The 17,449-nt window shown below is 60.0% G+C and carries 15 protein-coding genes and 1 tRNA gene; 7 read left to right on the top strand and 9 right to left on the bottom strand.

The window, feature by feature from the left end; genetic code table 11:
* The first annotated feature begins 3 nt into the window (after nt 1-3).
* Complete coding sequence (gene cls / locus ACR3EL_RS07750) at nt 4-1,416, top strand: cardiolipin synthase (protein ID WP_480721075.1); 1,413 nt, start codon at nt 4-6, stop codon at nt 1,414-1,416.
* Here the strand turns inward: cls and ACR3EL_RS07745 are convergent.
* The gene (locus ACR3EL_RS07745; RefSeq protein ID WP_170338490.1) at nt 1,413-1,847 is read right to left on the bottom strand and encodes an ion channel; all 435 of its coding nucleotides are present in this window, start codon (nt 1,845-1,847) and stop codon (nt 1,413-1,415) included. The genes cls and ACR3EL_RS07745 overlap by 4 nt on opposite strands.
* Nucleotides 1,848-2,018: 171 nt before the next feature.
* On the opposite strand from ACR3EL_RS07745, the gene ACR3EL_RS07740 reads away from it, so the two are divergent.
* The 3 genes from ACR3EL_RS07740 to ACR3EL_RS07730 are packed head-to-tail and all read left to right on the top strand — an operon-like array spanning nt 2,019 to nt 6,101.
* Nucleotides 2,019-2,666, top strand: coding sequence for an ABC transporter ATP-binding protein (locus tag ACR3EL_RS07740; RefSeq protein WP_170338488.1), 648 nt, complete (start codon nt 2,019-2,021; stop codon nt 2,664-2,666).
* A complete protein-coding gene (locus tag ACR3EL_RS07735) occupies nt 2,663-5,077 on the top strand; it encodes an ABC transporter permease (RefSeq protein WP_480721071.1) in 2,415 nt (804 codons plus the stop codon). The genes ACR3EL_RS07740 and ACR3EL_RS07735 overlap by 4 nt, the downstream gene beginning before the upstream one ends.
* Nucleotides 5,067-6,101 carry a lipocalin-like domain-containing protein gene (locus ACR3EL_RS07730; RefSeq protein WP_170338485.1) on the top strand — a complete coding sequence of 345 codons (1,035 nt, stop codon included), beginning with the start codon at nt 5,067-5,069 and terminating at the stop codon, nt 6,099-6,101. The genes ACR3EL_RS07735 and ACR3EL_RS07730 overlap by 11 nt, the downstream gene beginning before the upstream one ends.
* Before the next feature lie 6 nt (nt 6,102-6,107).
* On the opposite strand, the gene ACR3EL_RS07725 is transcribed toward ACR3EL_RS07730, so the two are convergent.
* The 3 genes from ACR3EL_RS07725 to ACR3EL_RS07715 all read right to left on the bottom strand — a co-directional run bounded on the left by ACR3EL_RS07725 (nt 6,108) and on the right by ACR3EL_RS07715 (nt 10,225).
* Complete coding sequence (locus tag ACR3EL_RS07725) at nt 6,108-6,539, bottom strand: universal stress protein (RefSeq protein ID WP_480721069.1); 432 nt, start codon at nt 6,537-6,539, stop codon at nt 6,108-6,110.
* On the bottom strand, nt 6,536-9,145 hold the full coding sequence (locus ACR3EL_RS07720) for a TRAP transporter permease (protein ID WP_480721067.1): 2,610 nt from the start codon (nt 9,143-9,145) through the stop codon (nt 6,536-6,538). Before ACR3EL_RS07720 ends, ACR3EL_RS07725 begins: the two co-directional genes overlap by 4 nt.
* Nucleotides 9,146-9,256: 111 nt before the next feature.
* A complete protein-coding gene (locus ACR3EL_RS07715; RefSeq protein ID WP_170338481.1) occupies nt 9,257-10,225 on the bottom strand; it encodes a TAXI family TRAP transporter solute-binding subunit in 969 nt (322 codons plus the stop codon).
* 392 nt (nt 10,226-10,617) lie between these two features.
* On the opposite strand from ACR3EL_RS07715, the gene ACR3EL_RS07710 reads away from it, so the two are divergent.
* Nucleotides 10,618-11,688, top strand: coding sequence for a hypothetical protein (locus tag ACR3EL_RS07710; protein ID WP_480721064.1), 1,071 nt, complete (start codon nt 10,618-10,620; stop codon nt 11,686-11,688).
* 23 nt (nt 11,689-11,711) lie between these two features.
* Here the strand turns inward: ACR3EL_RS07710 and ACR3EL_RS07705 are convergent, their stop codons facing one another.
* The 5 genes from ACR3EL_RS07705 to ACR3EL_RS07685 all read right to left on the bottom strand — a co-directional run bounded on the left by ACR3EL_RS07705 (nt 11,712) and on the right by ACR3EL_RS07685 (nt 16,264).
* Nucleotides 11,712-12,443 (bottom strand): SDR family oxidoreductase, encoded by a 732-nt coding sequence (locus tag ACR3EL_RS07705; protein ID WP_244952411.1) that lies wholly within the window; start codon nt 12,441-12,443, stop codon nt 11,712-11,714.
* Nucleotides 12,444-12,445: 2 nt separating this feature from the next.
* A complete protein-coding gene (locus ACR3EL_RS07700; RefSeq protein ID WP_170338478.1) occupies nt 12,446-13,771 on the bottom strand; it encodes an FAD-binding oxidoreductase in 1,326 nt (441 codons plus the stop codon).
* A complete protein-coding gene (locus ACR3EL_RS07695; RefSeq protein ID WP_170338477.1) occupies nt 13,768-14,190 on the bottom strand; it encodes a GtrA family protein in 423 nt (140 codons plus the stop codon). The genes ACR3EL_RS07700 and ACR3EL_RS07695 overlap by 4 nt, the downstream gene beginning before the upstream one ends.
* Nucleotides 14,187-15,605, bottom strand: coding sequence for a UbiA family prenyltransferase (locus tag ACR3EL_RS07690; RefSeq protein ID WP_170338476.1), 1,419 nt, complete (start codon nt 15,603-15,605; stop codon nt 14,187-14,189). The genes ACR3EL_RS07695 and ACR3EL_RS07690 overlap by 4 nt, the downstream gene beginning before the upstream one ends.
* Before the next feature lie 573 nt (nt 15,606-16,178).
* Nucleotides 16,179-16,264, bottom strand: a tRNA-Leu gene (locus ACR3EL_RS07685).
* A gap of 143 nt (nt 16,265-16,407) precedes the next feature.
* On the opposite strand from ACR3EL_RS07685, the gene ACR3EL_RS07680 reads away from it, so the two are divergent.
* Nucleotides 16,408-16,986 carry a YqaA family protein gene (locus tag ACR3EL_RS07680; protein ID WP_093962156.1) on the top strand — a complete coding sequence of 193 codons (579 nt, stop codon included), beginning with the start codon at nt 16,408-16,410 and terminating at the stop codon, nt 16,984-16,986.
* Complete coding sequence (locus tag ACR3EL_RS07675; RefSeq protein ID WP_170338475.1) at nt 16,983-17,447, top strand: disulfide bond formation protein B; 465 nt, start codon at nt 16,983-16,985, stop codon at nt 17,445-17,447. Before ACR3EL_RS07680 ends, ACR3EL_RS07675 begins: the two co-directional genes overlap by 4 nt.
* The last annotated feature ends 2 nt before the right edge of the window (nt 17,448-17,449 follow it).

Here is a 17,449-nt window from a genome sequence, read left to right as displayed (position 1 = left end):
CACATGTGGACATTCATCGCCTCGCTGTCCGTCTTTGCCATCTACTGTGTCGCGGTGTTTTTCGCAGTACGGGCCGCCCAGACGGCGCGCACCCCGCAGGGTGCCGTGGGATGGGTGGTGTTTCTGCTTTCGGCACCGTTTCTGGCGGTGCCGCTATACCTGTTTCTGGGACATCACCGGTTCAAAGGGTATCGGATCGCCCGCAAGGAAAGTGAGCGCGTGGTCGAAGGGATCCGCAGCTTTGCCGATCACTCAAAACCCGATCCCGCGACGCTGACCGTCAATCCGCGCCCGTTTGAGGCGCTGGCTCACCTGCCCCTGTCCCGCGGCAACGGGGCCGAACTGTTGATCGACGGACAGGCGACGTTCCAATCCATCTTCCGCGCGATCGATGCGGCCAAAAACTACGTCCTCATTCAGTTCTACATCGTGCGCGATGACGCGCTGGGGCTGGAACTGCAAGACAGGCTGATCGATGCGGCCAAACGCGGGGTCAGCGTCCGGTTCATGACTGACGCGTTGGGCAGCTATGGCCTGCCGTCCTCATACCTGGAGGATCTGCGCTCGGCCGGTGTGGATGTCGCTGATCCACGGGACCAGCGCGGGCCGAAGTTCCGGTTTCAGCTGAATTACCGCAACCACCGCAAGACCGTGATCATCGACGGCGAAACCGGGTTCATCGGCGGGCACAATGTGGGCGTCGAATACCTGGGGCAGGATCCGTATTTTGGCCGCTGGCGGGACACCCACATCAAGATGACCGGCCATATCGTTCGTCAGTTGCAGCTGATTTTCACCGAGGACTGGCACTGGGCCCGCGGAGAAGACCTGATTGACGTGCTGGACTGGGCCGGATCGGAATCCGATCAGGACATGAACGCGCTGCTGGTCGCCACCGGACCGGGCGACGCGACTGAAACGGGGTCGTTGATGTTCTTTTCCACGATCGCTGCGGCACAGGAGCGGCTGTGGATCGCATCACCCTATTTCGTGCCGGATATCGACGTGATGACGGCACTGGAACATGCCGCGCTGCGCGGCGTCGATGTCCGCATTCTGGTGCCGGACATGATCGACCACCGCCTGCCCTGGTTGGCCGCCTTTGCCTATTTCGATGAAATCCGGGATTCCGGCGTACGTGTGTTCCGCTACACCGACGGGTTCATGCACCAAAAGGTCATTCTGGTGGACGATACGTTGGCCGCAGTTGGCACCACCAACCTGGACAACCGCTCGTTCCGTCTGAATTTCGAAGCGATGGCGCTGTTCTTCGACAGCCGGGCAGCCGCTGCCACCGAGGACATGCTGAAGACCGATTTCGAAGCCAGCTACGAAATGACCAGAAGCCTCGCCCAGCAACCGCCGCATATCCGCTATGGCGCGCCTTTGGCGCGGTTGTTCTCGCCGATCCTCTAGGTCAGGAATCGTTCTTGGAACACGCGCGTCATCAGCGCGACCATGAATGCCGTGGAAAGACCGAAGGCCAACAATCCGGTGACCGAGGCGAAGGCCCCGAAAATCCGCAACCCCTCGCCCAATACAATGTCGCCATAGCCCAGTGTCGTGAAGGTCACGAGCGAGAAGTACAGGGCCGAGTTCCAGTCCGGCAGGACATCTCCCATCACCCAGACGATCGCCCAGATCCACACCTGGATCGTGTGCGTCGCCACGATGACGGCCAGCGCCAAGGCGATCGGGCCTGCCGTGGGCAGAAAGGTTCCCTGCCCTTCCCACCTGTCGATCACCTTGCGCACCATGATGGTGCACCATGTGAGCAGCCCGATCTCGATCAGGAAACACAGCCCCAGATAGAAGCTGCCCCAAAGGATCTGCTGCGACAATGTCATGGTGATACCCTGCATCGGCCCGGAAACTGAAACTGCACAATGGCGGCTCTGCCCTCTAGGCACAAGGCCGGACAGCGGGCGGTCATGCGACGAAAAGAACCGAAACTTTTTGAAGGCTGGACAGCGGATCGGCGCGCCGCACATTGTAGAGCGCACCAAGTGGAACTGATCATGTTGTTGGAAATACAGAATATCCACAAAACCTACCCGCGCGGGCGGCCTGTCCTGAACGACGTATCGTTGTCGCTGGAACGCGGTCAGACGCTTGCCATCACCGGCGAAAGTGGCAGCGGTAAAAGCACGTTGCTGAACCTTGCCGGCGCGCTGGACAGTTTTGACAGCGGTGAGATCGTTCTGGATGGCACGGCGTTGTCGCGACTGGACGATCGCGGCCGCGCCTTGTTAAGGCGCGAAGACGTGTCCCTGGTGTTCCAGCAATTCAATCTTATCCCGTCGCTGACGGTTGCGCAGAACTTGTCATTTCATGCCCGGCTGGCAAATCGCGTTGACCCCGAGTGGCTCGCGCATCTGACCGCGACGCTCGGTCTCGCCGATTTGACCCAACGCTATCCCGAACATCTGTCGGGCGGCCAGCAACAGCGGGTCGCGATTGGCCGGGCCCTTGCCGTCCGGCCCAAGCTGCTGCTGGCGGACGAGCCGACGGGAAACCTGGACGAGACTGCAAGCGCGGCGGTTCTGGACCTTATGCTGTCCTTGGTCGCGGATACCGGGGCAGCCCTGCTGTTGGTGACGCATTCGCCCGTGATCGCAGCCCGGCTTGACCGAACGGCGCACCTTGCAAACGGGCGGATCGCATGACGCGCACCGTGATCCAGGCCCTCTGGTCGCATTGGCGTTGGCACCGTATCCAACTGGCCACGCTGCTGATCGGAATCGCGCTTGCGACAGGCCTTTGGTCGGCGGTCCAGGCCATCAACGCCGAAGCCCGTGCCAGCTATGCGCGTGCCAACCAACAATTGGCGCTTGGGCAGATGGAGATGCTGCGGCATCCGTCCGGCCACATTCCATTGGAAACATACGTAAATATGCGTCGCGCCGGATGGCAGGTCGCGGCCGTTCTGGAAGGTCGGTACAGGGTTGGGGACCGGTCGGTTCTTTTGACCGGAGTGGACCTTGTCTCCTACCCCCCGCTTCCGGCGGTAACGCAACTGGAACAGGAAGAAGCCCCACCCGACCCGGCGGCCATGCTGACCGCGCCCGGCCGACTGCTGGCGCCACCCGACTTGGTGCCGATGCTGGAGGATCGGCCCGATCTTCCACCGGCGATCGCCAGCACTGCGCTTCCCCCCAATGTGGTTCTGACCGATATCGGCGTGGCTGAGACGTTGCTGAACAAACCGGGTGAGATTTCGCGACTTGCCATCCTGCCAGATCAGCCTCGCGGAGTTGCGCCCCTGTCCCAGGTTGCGCCAGAGCTGAATCGCCAGCCCCCCGGAAACAGCGTCGACACTGCTCGCCTGACCGACAGCTTCCACCTGAACCTTTCCGCGTTCGGCCTGCTGTCCTTCGCCGTCGGGCTGTTCATTGTACATGGAACGGTTGGGCTGGCCTTTGCGCAGCGCCGCGGAATGGTGCGCAGTCTGCGTGCGATGGGTGTCCCGATGGGGACGCTTTCCCGCATCATTCTGGCCGAACTTGTAGGTCTGGCTTTGATCGGTGGATCCATGGGCCTGCTGCTGGGTTTTTTCCTGGCCGGAGCGTTGTTGCCCGATGTCGCCGCAACCCTGCGCGGGCTCTATGGGGCTCCGGTGGATGGCCAGTTGCAACTGAGGGGCGGTTGGGTGCTGGCCGGGCTGGGTATGTCCATCGCAGGGACCCTGGCGGCCAGCGGATACGCCCTGTGGCGTCTGAGCCGAATGCCGATATTGTCCGGCCCCGGCCTGCAGGCATGGCGTGGACGCAGCACACGAGCCGTCGTGACCGGACTGGCGGGTGTGGGGCTCGCTCTTGGCGGGGTCGTGATCTTTCTGCTCTTTGACGGATTGGTCGCTGGTTTCGCTCTGATGGCAGGCATTCTGACCGGCAGCGCCCTTTTGCTACCTTTGGTTTTGTCCAGCATATTGCACCTGTGTGCAGGGCGCGTCCGTGACCCGGTGCGGCAGTGGGTGCTGGCCGACATGCAGGCCCAGCTGCCGGGCCTGTCGCTTGCGCTGATGGCCCTGCTGCTGGCCCTGGCCGCCAATATCGGTGTCGGAACCATGGTTTCCAGCTTCCGGCTTACCTTCGTCGGTTGGCTGGACCAGCGCCTGATGGCCGAGCTGTACATCACGGCAAAGGACTCGGATCAAGGACGCGAGATCGAGACATGGCTGACCCCGCGCGTGGACGCAGTCCTGCCGATACGCAATGTGGAGCTGGATCATCCCACAGGCCCGCTGTTTCTGTACGGAGTGGTCGATCATGCGACCTACCGGGACAACTGGCCCCTTGTCGCCGCGGCCCCGGACGTATGGACCAAGGTTCTGTCCGACGGCGCCATCCTGATAAACGAACAGCTTGCCCGCCGTGCTGATCTGTGGCCTGGGGATTCGATTGCGCTCACCGCCGATCACACTCTGGCAATCGCTGGGGTCTATTCCGACTACGGCAATCCGACCGGGCAAGCGATCGTCTCAATGGACCTGTTCGGCAGGATCGCGCCAAATGCCGAAAACCGACAGTTTGGTATTCGCATCGCTCCGGAGCGCTCAGATGAGCTGGCGGCGGATCTGCAGAACAGGTTTGATCTGGACCCCGGCGCGATCATCCGGCAGGCCGCGCTGAAGGCACAGTCCATGGCGATCTTCGAAAAGACATTTGTCGTGACATCCGCGCTGAACATCCTGACGCTTGGCGTGGCCGGCTTTGCCATTCTGACCAGCTTGCTGACGCTCTGGACCCAGCGGCTGCCTCAGATCGCTCCGGTCTGGGCAATGGGGCTGACGCTGTCGCATTTGTCCAAACTGGAACTGGCGCGCAGCATGGTTCTGGCTTTCCTTACCGCCTGCCTCGCCTTGCCGCTGGGCCTGGCGCTGGCGTGGATTCTGCTGGCTGTCATCAATGTCGAGGCGTTCGGATGGCGGCTACCCATGCACCTTTTCCCGTTGTCATGGGTGCAGCTCATGCTGTGGACACTTGTGGCCGCCGCCCTTGCCGCGGCGCTGCCTGCCTGGCGGCTTCGGCGGGTGCCGCCGGCCGATTTGCTGAGGGTCTTTGCCAATGAACGCTAAACTACTTGTGTGTGCACTGTTCTGGCCACTTGCGGCAATGGCGCAGGGGTTTGCCGGTTTGGGCGGTTCTGCCGACGGGTTTGACGTACCACAGCCAGAGTACCAGTTCGATTTTCCCACCGACCACGGCCCGCATCCATCCTATCGGATCGAATGGTGGTACCTGACGGCCAACCTGACCGGAGAGGACGGTCGGGACTACGGCATACAGTGGACTCTGTTTCGCTCTGCCTTGAAGCCATTTGAAACCGCCAGCTGGCAAAGCCCACAGATCTGGATGGGCCATGCCGCGCTGACAACTCCGGAACGCCACTTTTTTGCCGAGCGCCTGTCTCGTGGTGGAATTGGTCAGGCCGGTGTCACAGCCGACCCGTTCGAAGCATGGATCGACGAATGGCGCATGGCAGGACCAACGCTCCAGACCCTGACCCTGACTGCAAACGGAGCCGATTTCGGGTACGACCTGAACCTGTCTGCTTCGGGGCCGCTGGTTTTTCATGGTGAGAATGGGTTTTCCGTGAAATCCGCTGATGGGCAGGCCAGCTACTATTATTCCCAGCCGGGCTACGCCGTCCAAGGCACGCTACATCTGCCCGACGGCGATGTGGCGGTCACTGGGAGCGGATGGCTGGACCGCGAGTGGTCTTCGCAGCCTTTGGCCGCCGATCAATCCGGGTGGGACTGGTTCTCACTCAGTTTCGAGGACGGCGACAAGTTGATGGCGTTTCGCCTGCGCGGCGGACGTGGGGACTATACCTCGGCCACCTGGATCAACGCGGACGGTTCCAGCCGCAGTCTGCCGGACGGATCGGTTATCTTCACGCCACTGGAAACCAGCCGGGTGGCGGACCGCGATGTTCCGACAGATTGGCGCGTGTCCATCCCGGGCGAGGATCTGGACATTCGCGTCCGAGCTCAGAACTCCCAAGCCTGGATGGGAACGCGCTTTCAATACTGGGAGGGACCGGTCACCGTGTCAGGCAGCCACAACGGGCGCGGCTACCTTGAGATGACCGGGTATTAGCGGGACTTAGCGGACCACGTAGACCGAGACGTTCGAGTGGCGCACCACTCGCGCCGCGTTCGGCCCCAGCAGGTAGTCCTTGAAATCCGGCTTGTGCGCACCAATCACGATCAAATCGCTGCCGGCGCTTTCGGCGGTCTTCAGGATCTCCTGATAGGCCGTGCCGGTTGCAACGACATGGCGGATCGTGGCGTTGCGCTCCGACCCGACCGCATCGACACACAGCTCAATCAGCTTGTCATGCGCTTCGTGCTGCGCCTTGTCGTGGAAGTCGGGCCGGAAAAAGCCGGACACCCAGCTTTCACCGAAATCCGGCAGAACGGTCACCACGTCCAGCTGCGCCCCGTCGAGATCGGCCAGTTTCGCGGCAATTTTCAGGACAGGAGCATCGATATTGCCGTTGCTGATATCAACGGCGCACAGGACGGACTTTGTCATGCGGGCACCTCTTGTCTGGCGGCACGGCCGCGTTGCAGGAAGGCGATCAACCCCAGCAGCAGCATGGCCGGGATATAGATCAACTGTTTTGGCGGCTGGCTGACCGGCAGATCGGCGGATGCGATACGCACCGGCTCGTCCGCGTAATAGTCGAAATTGGCCAGGTCATCGGCGATGGGCGAGCCGAACATAGGTTCGTCCATCTTCACCAGGCCATCTTCCTCGATCAACAAAAAGCCCATGGCATCAACACGCGCCGCACCATCAGGTTCGGACCCCACGGTGACGACGACCGTGGTCTCGGTCATGTTGCCGGTGTCGAAATCCGGCCCGCCGACCACGACCCGCACGTCGGTGCCGGTTTCAGCGTCACCAATGGCCTGAACGAATCCGGCCGGCTCAACTTCGAGGTGCGAGGGCGAGATGCGATCCATGAAATAATCCGGCCGGAACAGCGCGAAAGCGATCGCGATCAGCGCAACGCTTTCGTAGATGCGGCTGTGGGTCAGGAAGTAGCCCATCGTGCCGGCCGTGAACACGAGAATCGCAATCGTGGCGAATATGGCCACTATGATCCCCTCAACCCAGGTGACATCGATCAGCAGCAGGTCGGTGTTGAAGATGAACACGAAAGGCAGCGCCACGGTACGCAGGCTGTAGAAGAAGGCGGTGAAGCCGGTCTTGATCGCATCACCTCCCGAAACGGCGGCCGCAGCAAAGCTGGCCAGACCCACAGGAGGCGTCACGTCGGCCATGATACCGAAGTAGAACACGAACAGGTGGACCGCGATCAGCGGCACGATCAGGCCGCTTTGCGCGCCCAGTTCCACCACAACGCCCGCCATCAACGAGCTGACGACGATATAGTTTGCCGTGGTCGGCAGCCCCATGCCGAGGATCAGGCTGAGCAGCCCGACCATCACCAGCATCAGGATCAGGTTGCCGCCGGACAGGAACTCGACCAGATCGGCCATCACCTGCCCCACGCCGGTCAGGGTCACGGTGCCGACGATCACACCGGCCGTGGCCGTGGCCAGAGCAATGCCGATCATGTTGCGCGCGCCGTCGATCAGGCCCTGCCACAGATCGGCAACTCCATCGACAAAGGAGTTTGCCAGATCGCTTTGACCCCGGAAAATCGCCTTGAGCGGTTTCTGCGTCAGCAGGATCACGAACAGCAGCGCGGTTGCCCAGAAGGCCGACAGACCCGGCGACTTCTGTTCGATCATCAGGAAGTAGACCAGAACGATGATCGGCAGCAGGTAATGCAGGCCGGCCTTGTAGATCTCGGAGATCACCGGCAGCTTCACTTCGGTCGCGTTCGGGTCATCGGGCTCAAGGTCGGGAACCTGAGCCGCCAGGTACAGCAGAGCAACATAGACGGCGCACACCGCCACGCTCAGGATCAGACCAGCGCTGGACGGCGCCCAGCTTGTGACGGCATCCACCGGGAACTGCGAACCATAGCAGAGCCCCGCAAACACCAGGAAGAACATCAGCATCCCCACGACCGTGCGCGCCAGATGCACGTCGCGGTCGCCCAGAGTGGGCATGTTCCGCTTCACGGCCTCGAGATGGACGATGTAGACCAGCGCGATGTAGGAAATCGCCGCCGGCAGGAAGGCGTGGGTGATGACCTCGACATACGAGATGCCCACGTACTCAACCATCAGGAAGGCGGCGGCGCCCATCACGGGCGGCATGATCTGGCCGTTGACCGAACTTGCAACCTCGACCGAGCCGGCCTGCTCGCTGGTAAAGCCTACGCGCTTCATCAGCGGGATGGTGAAGGTGCCGGTGGTGACGACGTTGGCGATGGACGAGCCCGAAATCAGGCCGGTTGCGGCCGAGCCGACAACGGCGGCCTTGGCCGGACCGCCGCGCAGGTGACCCAGCGCGCCGAAGGCCATCTTGATGAAGTAATTCCCTGCCCCGGCCTTATCCAGCAAAGCGCCGAACAGAACGAAGAGGAACACGAATTTCGTCGAAACACCCAAGGCGATACCGAACACACCCTCGGACGTGATCCACATGTGGCTCATCGCCTTTTTCAGGCTGGCGCCTTTCCAGCGGATCACCTCGGGCACCCACTCGGACGAGCCGAAGAACACATAGGCCAGGAAGATCGTCGCAATGATCGCCATGGCGGGGCCAAGCGCGCGCCGCGCGGCTTCGAACAGCAGGATCAAACCACCGAGGGCGATCCACTTGTCGACATCATCCGCCAGACCGCCCGCATTGACGATCTTGTCATAGAAGAAATAGCCGTAAAGGGCGACACCGGCCCCCAGTACACCCATGATCCAATCCTGGATCGGAATGTAGTTTCGCGGACTGGATTTAAGCGCTGGATAAGCCGCGAAGGCCAGGAACATCGCGAAGGCCAAATGAAACTGACGCGCGTTGTTCACAACGCTGCCGGGCAGCACATAGTTGGCAATCGGTGACGCCAGAACGACTTGAAAGATCGACCAAATCGCGGCCACGATCGCCAGGAACAAGCCGACATTGCCAGCCGGGTCCCGCGCCCCCGCATCCGAGGATGCGACCAGTTCCTGTAGTTCTTCTTCGGATAACGGACGATTGCCCTGTTGATCAGCGCTCATCAAATGTCTCCCCGTCCAACGGCCGGTTTCCGGCGCAGTTTTGGTATTACCGGCCTCTCACCGGTGAAAACGAGGCGCGAACAGCGCCTCGTTTCTGGACTTGAAGGTGGATTACTGGATCCAGCCTTTTTCTTTGTAGTACTTCTCGGCGCCCGGATGCAGCGGAGCCGACAGACCGTCCTTGATCATTTCCTCAGGCTTGAGGTTGGCGAAGGCCGGGTGCAGCTTTTTGAAGTCGTCGAAGTTCTCGAAGACCGAGCTGACAACCGCGTACACCGCATCGTCAGACACGTTTGCCGAAGTCACGAAGGTCGCGCCGACACCGAAGGTCTGGGTGTCAGCGTCCGAACCGCGATACATGCCGCCGGGGATGGTGGCCGTACGGTAGAACGAGTTGTCGGCAACCAGCTTGTCAACGGCTTCGCCGCTGACGTTCACCAGAACCGAGTCGCACGCAGTGGTGGCTTCCTGGATCGAACCGGACGGGTGGCCGACGGTGTAGACCATCGCATCGATTTGGTTGTCACACAGCGCGGCCGACTGTTCGGCGGCCTTCAGCTCGGTTGCCAGTTCGAAGTCATCCGTGGTCCAGCCCAGGGCTTCCATCAGAACTTCCATAGTGCCGCGCTGACCCGAACCGGGGTTGCCGATGTTGACGCGCTTGCCCTTCAGGTCTTCGAAGTTCTTGATGCCGGAATCGGCACGGGCCACCACGGTAAACGGCTCGGGGTGAACAGAGAATACGGCGCGCAGCTCTTCGAACGGGCCGTTTTCCTCGAATTTCGAGGTGCCGTTGTAGGCATGGTACTGCCAGTCGGACTGGGCCACACCGAATTCCAGCTCGCCCTCGCGAATGGTGTTGATGTTGTAGACCGATCCACCCGTCGATTCGACCGAGCAACGCACGCCATGTTCTTTGCGGCCCTTGTTCACCAGACGGCAGATCGCGCCACCGGTGGGATAGTACACGCCGGTCACACCGCCGGTGCCGATGGTGATGAATTCTTCGGCATAAGCCGCCGGAGCCATGAGGGCAGCGGTCACGACCGCGCCGAGGCTGAGCTTGCTTTTCTTGATCATTTAGGAACTCCCAAGATTCTTATTGTGGACGGAAGACAGGCCAAAGGCCCCTTGTCCGGGGGACGAGCCATTATGACAATCCGCATGAGCAGGCAACGGATGAGCTCAAATTTTCCCGAATTCTCCCAACAGTCACGATGGTTTGTTGCCCGTACCGCTGTTGTCAAGCGTTATGCGCCCGACCCCGGCGCCGGGACGCACATATGACGTAGAACCCGAAAATTTCCCCGGCTTGACCCCGCAACTATGTGTGTCGCACCGTGTTGACCGGTCCGCGGCGCGTCAAGTATGATCTATCAGGTCGCTGAGTTCGAAGATTTTTTGTTTTCTGACAATCGGTTATTTGTTTTTTCCTGTTCGTGTGAGTTCACAGCGTGATTGGTTATTCTTCTTTGCAAAGCAAATCGTCATCAATCAGCGAGTTCCGCTGGCATTTGTTTCTGGCGCTGGTCTTTACGGTCGCCGCCGGAGAGATGTTTTTCGACACATATCGCGTCGTTTACTTCGGCGCGGTCTCTTTCGACGACTATTCCCACTACCTGCTGTATCTTCTGGATGAAGAGCGTGGCCGCGTTCCCCCTTCGCCGCATGTTTACCGCATAGGCTCGGTCATACTTGCGCTGCCGTTCTACAATCTGCCGTTCGTGTCACTGTCTACCGGGTCAGGAGAAGTCTTTCTTCCTGACAGCGTTGCCGACGCCAAGGCTCTGGCCGCGATGTGTGCCGCCAACGTCTTCTACCTGGTCCTGACGGCGCTTCTGGTTTACGCCTATTTGCTGCGGCGTGTTGGAACCACTGCGCAATGGGCATTCATCGGCGCCGCGTCAGTTCTGTTTCTGGGGCAGTTTCTGGCGCTGGAAGGCAATGACGGCATATCGGTCTTTCCATTGACGGTGGCCCTTTTGTTGGCTGCCGAGAAGAAATGGAAGTGGTTTGTTCTTACCGTGTTTCTTGGCGCGTTCATCAATGAAAAGATCATCATCGTGACGCTGCTGATCTTTGGTCTGCGCGCATTGGTAATGATGTCCTTGCGCAGCGACGAGGCCAGGGTCACGGCCGCCCTGTTCTGCCTGTTCGTTGGATTTCTGGTTGTCATTACCGCATTTCCGTTTCCCGGCGTGAACGACAATCAGAGACAGGTTGGGCAATTCATCACCAGCGCGCTGTCCACGCTGAAAGGCAGCACAAGTGTCAAAGGACTGTATCTGAATGTCTGGCCGTTGTTGGTTCTGACCGCCTGCTGGTGGATTGCCGTAACCGGTCAGGCTGCAAATCAGGTCCTGCGCCGGACGGACGTTTTGGCGCTGGTGGCGTTTTTCTCGCTCATCGCCATGTTGAACGTACAGTTCAATATCGGTCGTCTGGTCACGTATTTCATGCCGTTTTTTGTCGTGGGCTGCATTCAGGCCCTCGCAGCCAGCGACAGCCAGCGCGCGACTACGCCCAGAGACGGTAGTGGGTGACCGGTTCACCCGGCAACGCGAGGTCAGATGCTGAGCTTCTTGAACACCGGCTCGGGGATGTTTCGGATGATCGCCATGATCAATTGCCAAATCGGCTTAACGTAGATCACGTTCCGACCGCGCTCGACCGCCCGGGCCGTTGCGGCGGCAACTTCGGACGGCTGCGCCGTCAGACGCTCGGGCAAGTCCATTCCTTCGGTCATTTGTGTGTCGACGAATCCCGGAAGAACCGTCACGACATGCACGCCTTTCTTGGCGAGCCGGTTGCGCAAGCCGGACAGAAAAGCAGTCAGGCCGGCCTTGGCCGATCCGTAAACATAGTTGGTCGCCCGGCCCCGATCACCGGCCACGGAACTGACACCCACAATCGTACCCGATCCGCGCTCTTCAAACCGGTTGGCAAACGCTCCGAGGATCTGAGCCGGCCCTTCGAAGTTGCTGCGCATCACCAGAGAAGCCGCGGCAGCGTCCCCTTCATTCTCGGTCTGCTCGCCCATGTACCCGACAACGCACACGACGATCCCCGGCAAATCAGGCAACGCATCGATGAACCCATCGAAGCTGCCGGTTTCCAGAACGTCGAACTCGTGCAACGTTGCCCCGACACCATAGCGCAGTTCGATATCGGCCTTGTCGGCCTCGAGCGTCTCAGCATTCCGGGCGGCCAGCTGGACCGGGTGCCCCCGCTCGGCAAACTCATGAGCGATGGCCTTGCCGATATCCGACCGGGCACCAAGAACGAGAACGTGTTCCATTGTCATATTTCAAGCCTTTCTGACTGGGCCGAGCGGAACCGGTCCCGCCACCCATTGACGTTGCGCGCCTCGCGGAATCGGGTCACGCGATCGTCTGATCTGTTCAAAGTATTGGCCGACATTCTGCTGTCTTTGGCCAGGTAGAACCGTCCACCATGTTCCAGAGTAATCCGATCCAGCTTGTCCATGAGGATGAGCGTTTTGTCGGAAATCGGGAAATCAAGCGCCAGCGTGTATCCCTCCATGGGGAAGGAAAACGGACTGTCCTGTGGACCGAACCGTTTCAGCACGGACAAAAACGAACCCATGCCTTTGCCAGCGATAGCTTGCAAAAGCTCGGTCAGACCGGCGCGTGAACGGTGGATAGGCAACGCGCATTGAAACTGGGCAAAGCCGCTGCGACCGTAGATACGGTTCCACCCCAATATGGCGTCCAGCGGATAAAAGAACGTATCCCAGTTCACCAGCTTGGTGTCGCCGTTTCGAACCCCCATCCAGTAGTAACCGGCGTTGAACGCCCGAACCGAATGGCGATTCAAGGCAAACGACGGCAGATCCATCGGCACGGATTTTTTTCGCTTGGTCGGGCAGATCAGGGGTTGCCGGGCATACCGCCCCGGCAGGTCCGAGACCGCAGCGTGTTCTCCCAGCATCACCAGAGACCGCCCCAGGTTTCGGCCAGTGGACAAGCAGTCGATCCACGCGACCGAGTATGTTGCATCCTGTGCGGCCTCGAATGCATTCATCGCATCCTGAAGGCTGGGTGCGGCTATGGTCTTTTGCTTGATCCAACCTGTCTCGACCGGCTGCAGCCGAACCGCGGCCCGTACGATGATCCCGGTAAGGCCCATGCCGCCCAAGGTGTGGTCGAACAATGCGCTGTTCGAGGCGCGGCTGCATCGGGTGATTTCCCCATCATCGCCCATGACCTCAACCCATTCGACGCAATGGCGGAAACTACCGACACGGTGGTGGTTCTTGCCATGAACATCTGCGGCGATGGCACCGCCGATCGTGACGAATTTGGTGCCCGGTGTAACGATCGGAAACCAACCCCGGGGCAGAAACGCTGCGATCACGTCGCCTAGCAGAACTCCCGCCTCGGCAACCAGCACTCCGGTCTGGTTGTCGAAGGACACCATCCTGTTCAGATGCCGGGTGTGTACGGTTGTCGTGCGCCCAATTGCGCTGTCCCCGTAGGCACGTCCATTACCGCGCGCGATCACATCGGGTCCCTCCCGCACGACCGATCGAAGGCTTTCGACGCTGCGCGGCGCGATCACGCTGGTCTCAAGAACGGGGTACCTGCCCCAGCCGGAAAGCCTCATGCCCGCGCCTCCGCCGAGCCGGTGTTGAATACGAAGCGCTTATCGAGATGGTACTTTATCACGTAACCCACTGTCAGCCCGATAACCGCGCCAACCTCCCTCATGAGATCGGTTTTCCAAACCACCCAAAAGGCCGTCTCGGTGCCCCAAAAAATTGCAGTGGTGACCACACCCATCGCCGTATACAGCGAGAATTTCTGACCGTGGGCCTTCAGTCCCGTCTGCCGGTCATAGAAAATCCAGTGCTTGTCGAGGGTATACTTGACCACAAGGCCGACCAGAGTACCCGCAAACACTGCAGCCGCGAAGTACCAGCCACCCTCGCCAAGCGACAGGACTGCGCGCTGCGCGGCCAGGTTCAAGGCCATCGCCACGATGGCAAAGGCGGAATAGCGCAGAATCAATCCCTGAACCGTCACAGCATTGACCCCGCGACGACGAACAGCAAAATTATGGCAAAGCAAAGCAGGCTGACCTGGTCCTTGGCCGCGTAGATCACGGGATCATCGTGCATGTTGCCACGATGCGTAATCATGACGGCCCGGGTGATCCAGAACAGCAGAACAGCACACACGCCCCACAGGGCCTGCGGGTAGGAGTAGAGCTGCACCACCGCCGGCGAGCTGACATAAAGTGCCATCACCAGTACGGCGACATAACCCGCGCTGACGGCGATCATGGAGATGATTGGAAGGTCATCCACGTGATAACCGCGCCCGGTTGCCGACAATTTACCGCGTGCCGCATAGTCCACCAACTCGGCCTGCCTTTTGACCGCCGCAAGCGACAGGAACAGAAACATCGAAAATGCCAGGAGCCAGACTGAAAGCTCCAACCCTGTTGCCGCTCCACCCGCCACGATCCGGGTCGTGTAAAGGCCGGCCAAGACACAGATGTCGATGACCAACTGGCGCTTTAGATACAATGAATACCCGGTCGTCAGTGCATAATACGCCACCATCACAAGGAAAAACTCCAGCCCGACCATGGCTGCAATGACCGAGCCTGAAATCAGCAGACCGGCAGCCATCCACGTTCCAGACGAAATCGGAATGCTGCCCGAAGCAAACGGCCGCGCGCGTTTGCGCGGATGCGCCCGATCTGCTGCAAGGTCCAGCAAGTCATTCAGGACATAGACACTGGATGCGATCAGGCTGAACGATATGAAAGCCAGCAACGACAACCAAAACACCTGCCCCGTTAGTTGATGGGCCGCCAGCATCGGCAAAAAGACCAGAAGGTTCTTCATCCATTGATGCGGACGCAAGGCCTTGAGGTAGGACTTGGCGGTCACTTCGTGTGTGTGCAGATGCTCGACCTTGGGTGCGACCGCTTCCGCTTGTTTCGCCAGTCCCGGCCCCGCGTTCACGGAAACCGCCAGATTGGCCCTTCGCCACACCGCAAGGTCGGCGTGGGAATCGCCCATATAGGCGTATCCGCCCGGACCAAAGCGTTCGTCCAGAAACTCGGCTTTGTTTTCACCTTTCAGGTTCAGCGACCCGTCGGAGCCATAAACCTCGTCGAAAATACCCAGATGGGCTCCGATGCTTTGGGCAATGCCCTCATCCGAGGCCGTCACAAGAGCGGTCTTGCCGCCATCAGCGCGCCATTTCTCGACGTATTCCACCACCTTGGGATCATAGGGCAACGAGGTGACGTCAATTTCGGCCTCTTCGGCCAGGTAACGTTTCAATGAAGCGCGTCCACCCAACAGAGCCGCGGCGGAGTGAAACGGGCTGCGCCAGTTCCGTCCGAAAGCCGACCAAAAGCTTTCGTACAGCATGTCACTCTTCAAAAGAGTGCCATCCAGATCTACCACAAGGATTTTGCACATAAATCAACCAACTATAATCATTACCCGGGACGGGGAACTATGAGGTCCGTTATTGCAAAGCTCAAAAGGCATGGCAACTGCACAGCCGTGCCCGCCAACTCTTCTCGTCATAGCCTGCTTTGATATCACGTCAGTGCCTGTCACGGCTCTTTGTTTCACCAATTTCTATGGCCAAATGATGGCGTCACGGCCTGTCCCGGTGACGCTGTACCATAATCGCGTTCTTTCAAGTGTTTGACAGCTCTGCACCCAAAGCGGCCGTATTCATATTGCGCGAGCTTTAAGGATCACGTCACTCTGGAATGCGCCCACTTCAGCGCCCAGTCGCGCGCGGATACGCTGCCAGAGACACCGTGCAGCGGAGACACAGACGACCCTTGTTGTAGCTATAGTTGACGATCTGGAAACTCTACCGCCGCCCCCGATATTGCATCGAAGACGGTCCAGATCCCGCTAGTCCGCGTACAGTTTCGTCGCCCAATTCGAGGCTGGATGCCCGAGTCGCAGTCAACCGCACACGCCACAATTGACAGAGCAAATGCCCTGAACACTATACCAAAACGGGTGCGGTGGTGGTGCCCAAGGAGAGACTCGAACTCTCACGCCCGTGAAGGCGGGGGATTTTGAATCCCCTGCGTCTACCATTCCGCCACTTGGGCCACGCGCATTGAATTACCGCCCATCTGGCCGAAGGTCCAGAGGCAAAAATCGGTCAATCGACGATCAGCCCGAGACAGATCGGTTGACGCCCCGTCGGGCGCGTGGTTTGCCTCGTCATGACTAAGCTTGGGAACTCGCGCTGATGCTGCAATCGCTTTATGATCGGACGATCCGACTGGCCGACCACCCACACGCCCTGTGGGTGTTGGCATTTGTGGCATTCATCGAAAGCTCGGTCTTTCCGATTCCACCCGACGTGCTGATGATCCCAATGATTCTGGCGCGCCCATCGCGGGCATGGCTGATTGCCACCGTCGCGCTGGTGTTCTCGGTCCTGGGCGGGCTTTTGGGATACGCAATCGGCGCGTTTTTCTACGACAGCATCGGACAACCCATCCTCGAAGCGATGGGCAAGGGTCACGCGATGCAGGAATTCAACCAGAGGTTCAACGATTTCGGGTTCTGGGCCGTTCTGACCGCCGGTGTCACGCCTTTCCCGTACAAGGTCATCACGATCATGTCCGGTTGGACGGGAATGCCGCTGGGAACTTTCATCGCCACTTCGATTCTCGCCCGCGCTTTGCGGTTCTACATCGTCGCCGGGTTGCTTTGGGGCTTTGGCGAGCCTATCCGGGACTTCATCGAAAAGCGGCTTGGGCTGATGTTCACCTTGTTCATCATTCTTCTGATCGGCGGATTTCTGGTGGTGAAATACATATGACGCGGAAACGGACACTCATTTTGCTGGCCGCGGGTGGGTCTGCAGCATTGCTTCTTGCGGCTTGGGGGTTCCAATATCTGGGCGGCATGGCCCCGTGTAAATTGTGCATCTGGCAACGCTACCCGCATGGTGCGGCTGTGCTGCTCGGCGTGCTGGCTTTTGCATTTCCGGGCGTGCGCCTGCTGCCCCTCCTCGGCGCAGCCGCTGCCGCCGCCACGTCCGGCATCGGCGTCTATCACGCCGGGGTCGAGCGCGGGCTGTTGGAAGGCCCGTCCAGTTGCACATCGGGCAGTATCAGTGGTCTGTCCGCCGAGGAGTTGATGGAGCAGATCATGGCCGCCCCGTTGGTACGGTGCGATGATATCCCGTGGGAAATGTTCGGGCTGTCCATGGCTGGGTGGAACGCACTGCTGTCCGCAGGTCTGGTTCTGGTGTGGCTGGCCGCCTGGCGCGCGCGCTGACC

Source organism: Ruegeria sp. BJ3, assembly GCF_056535665.1.
This window is presented reverse-complemented; position numbering and strand designations above follow the sequence as displayed.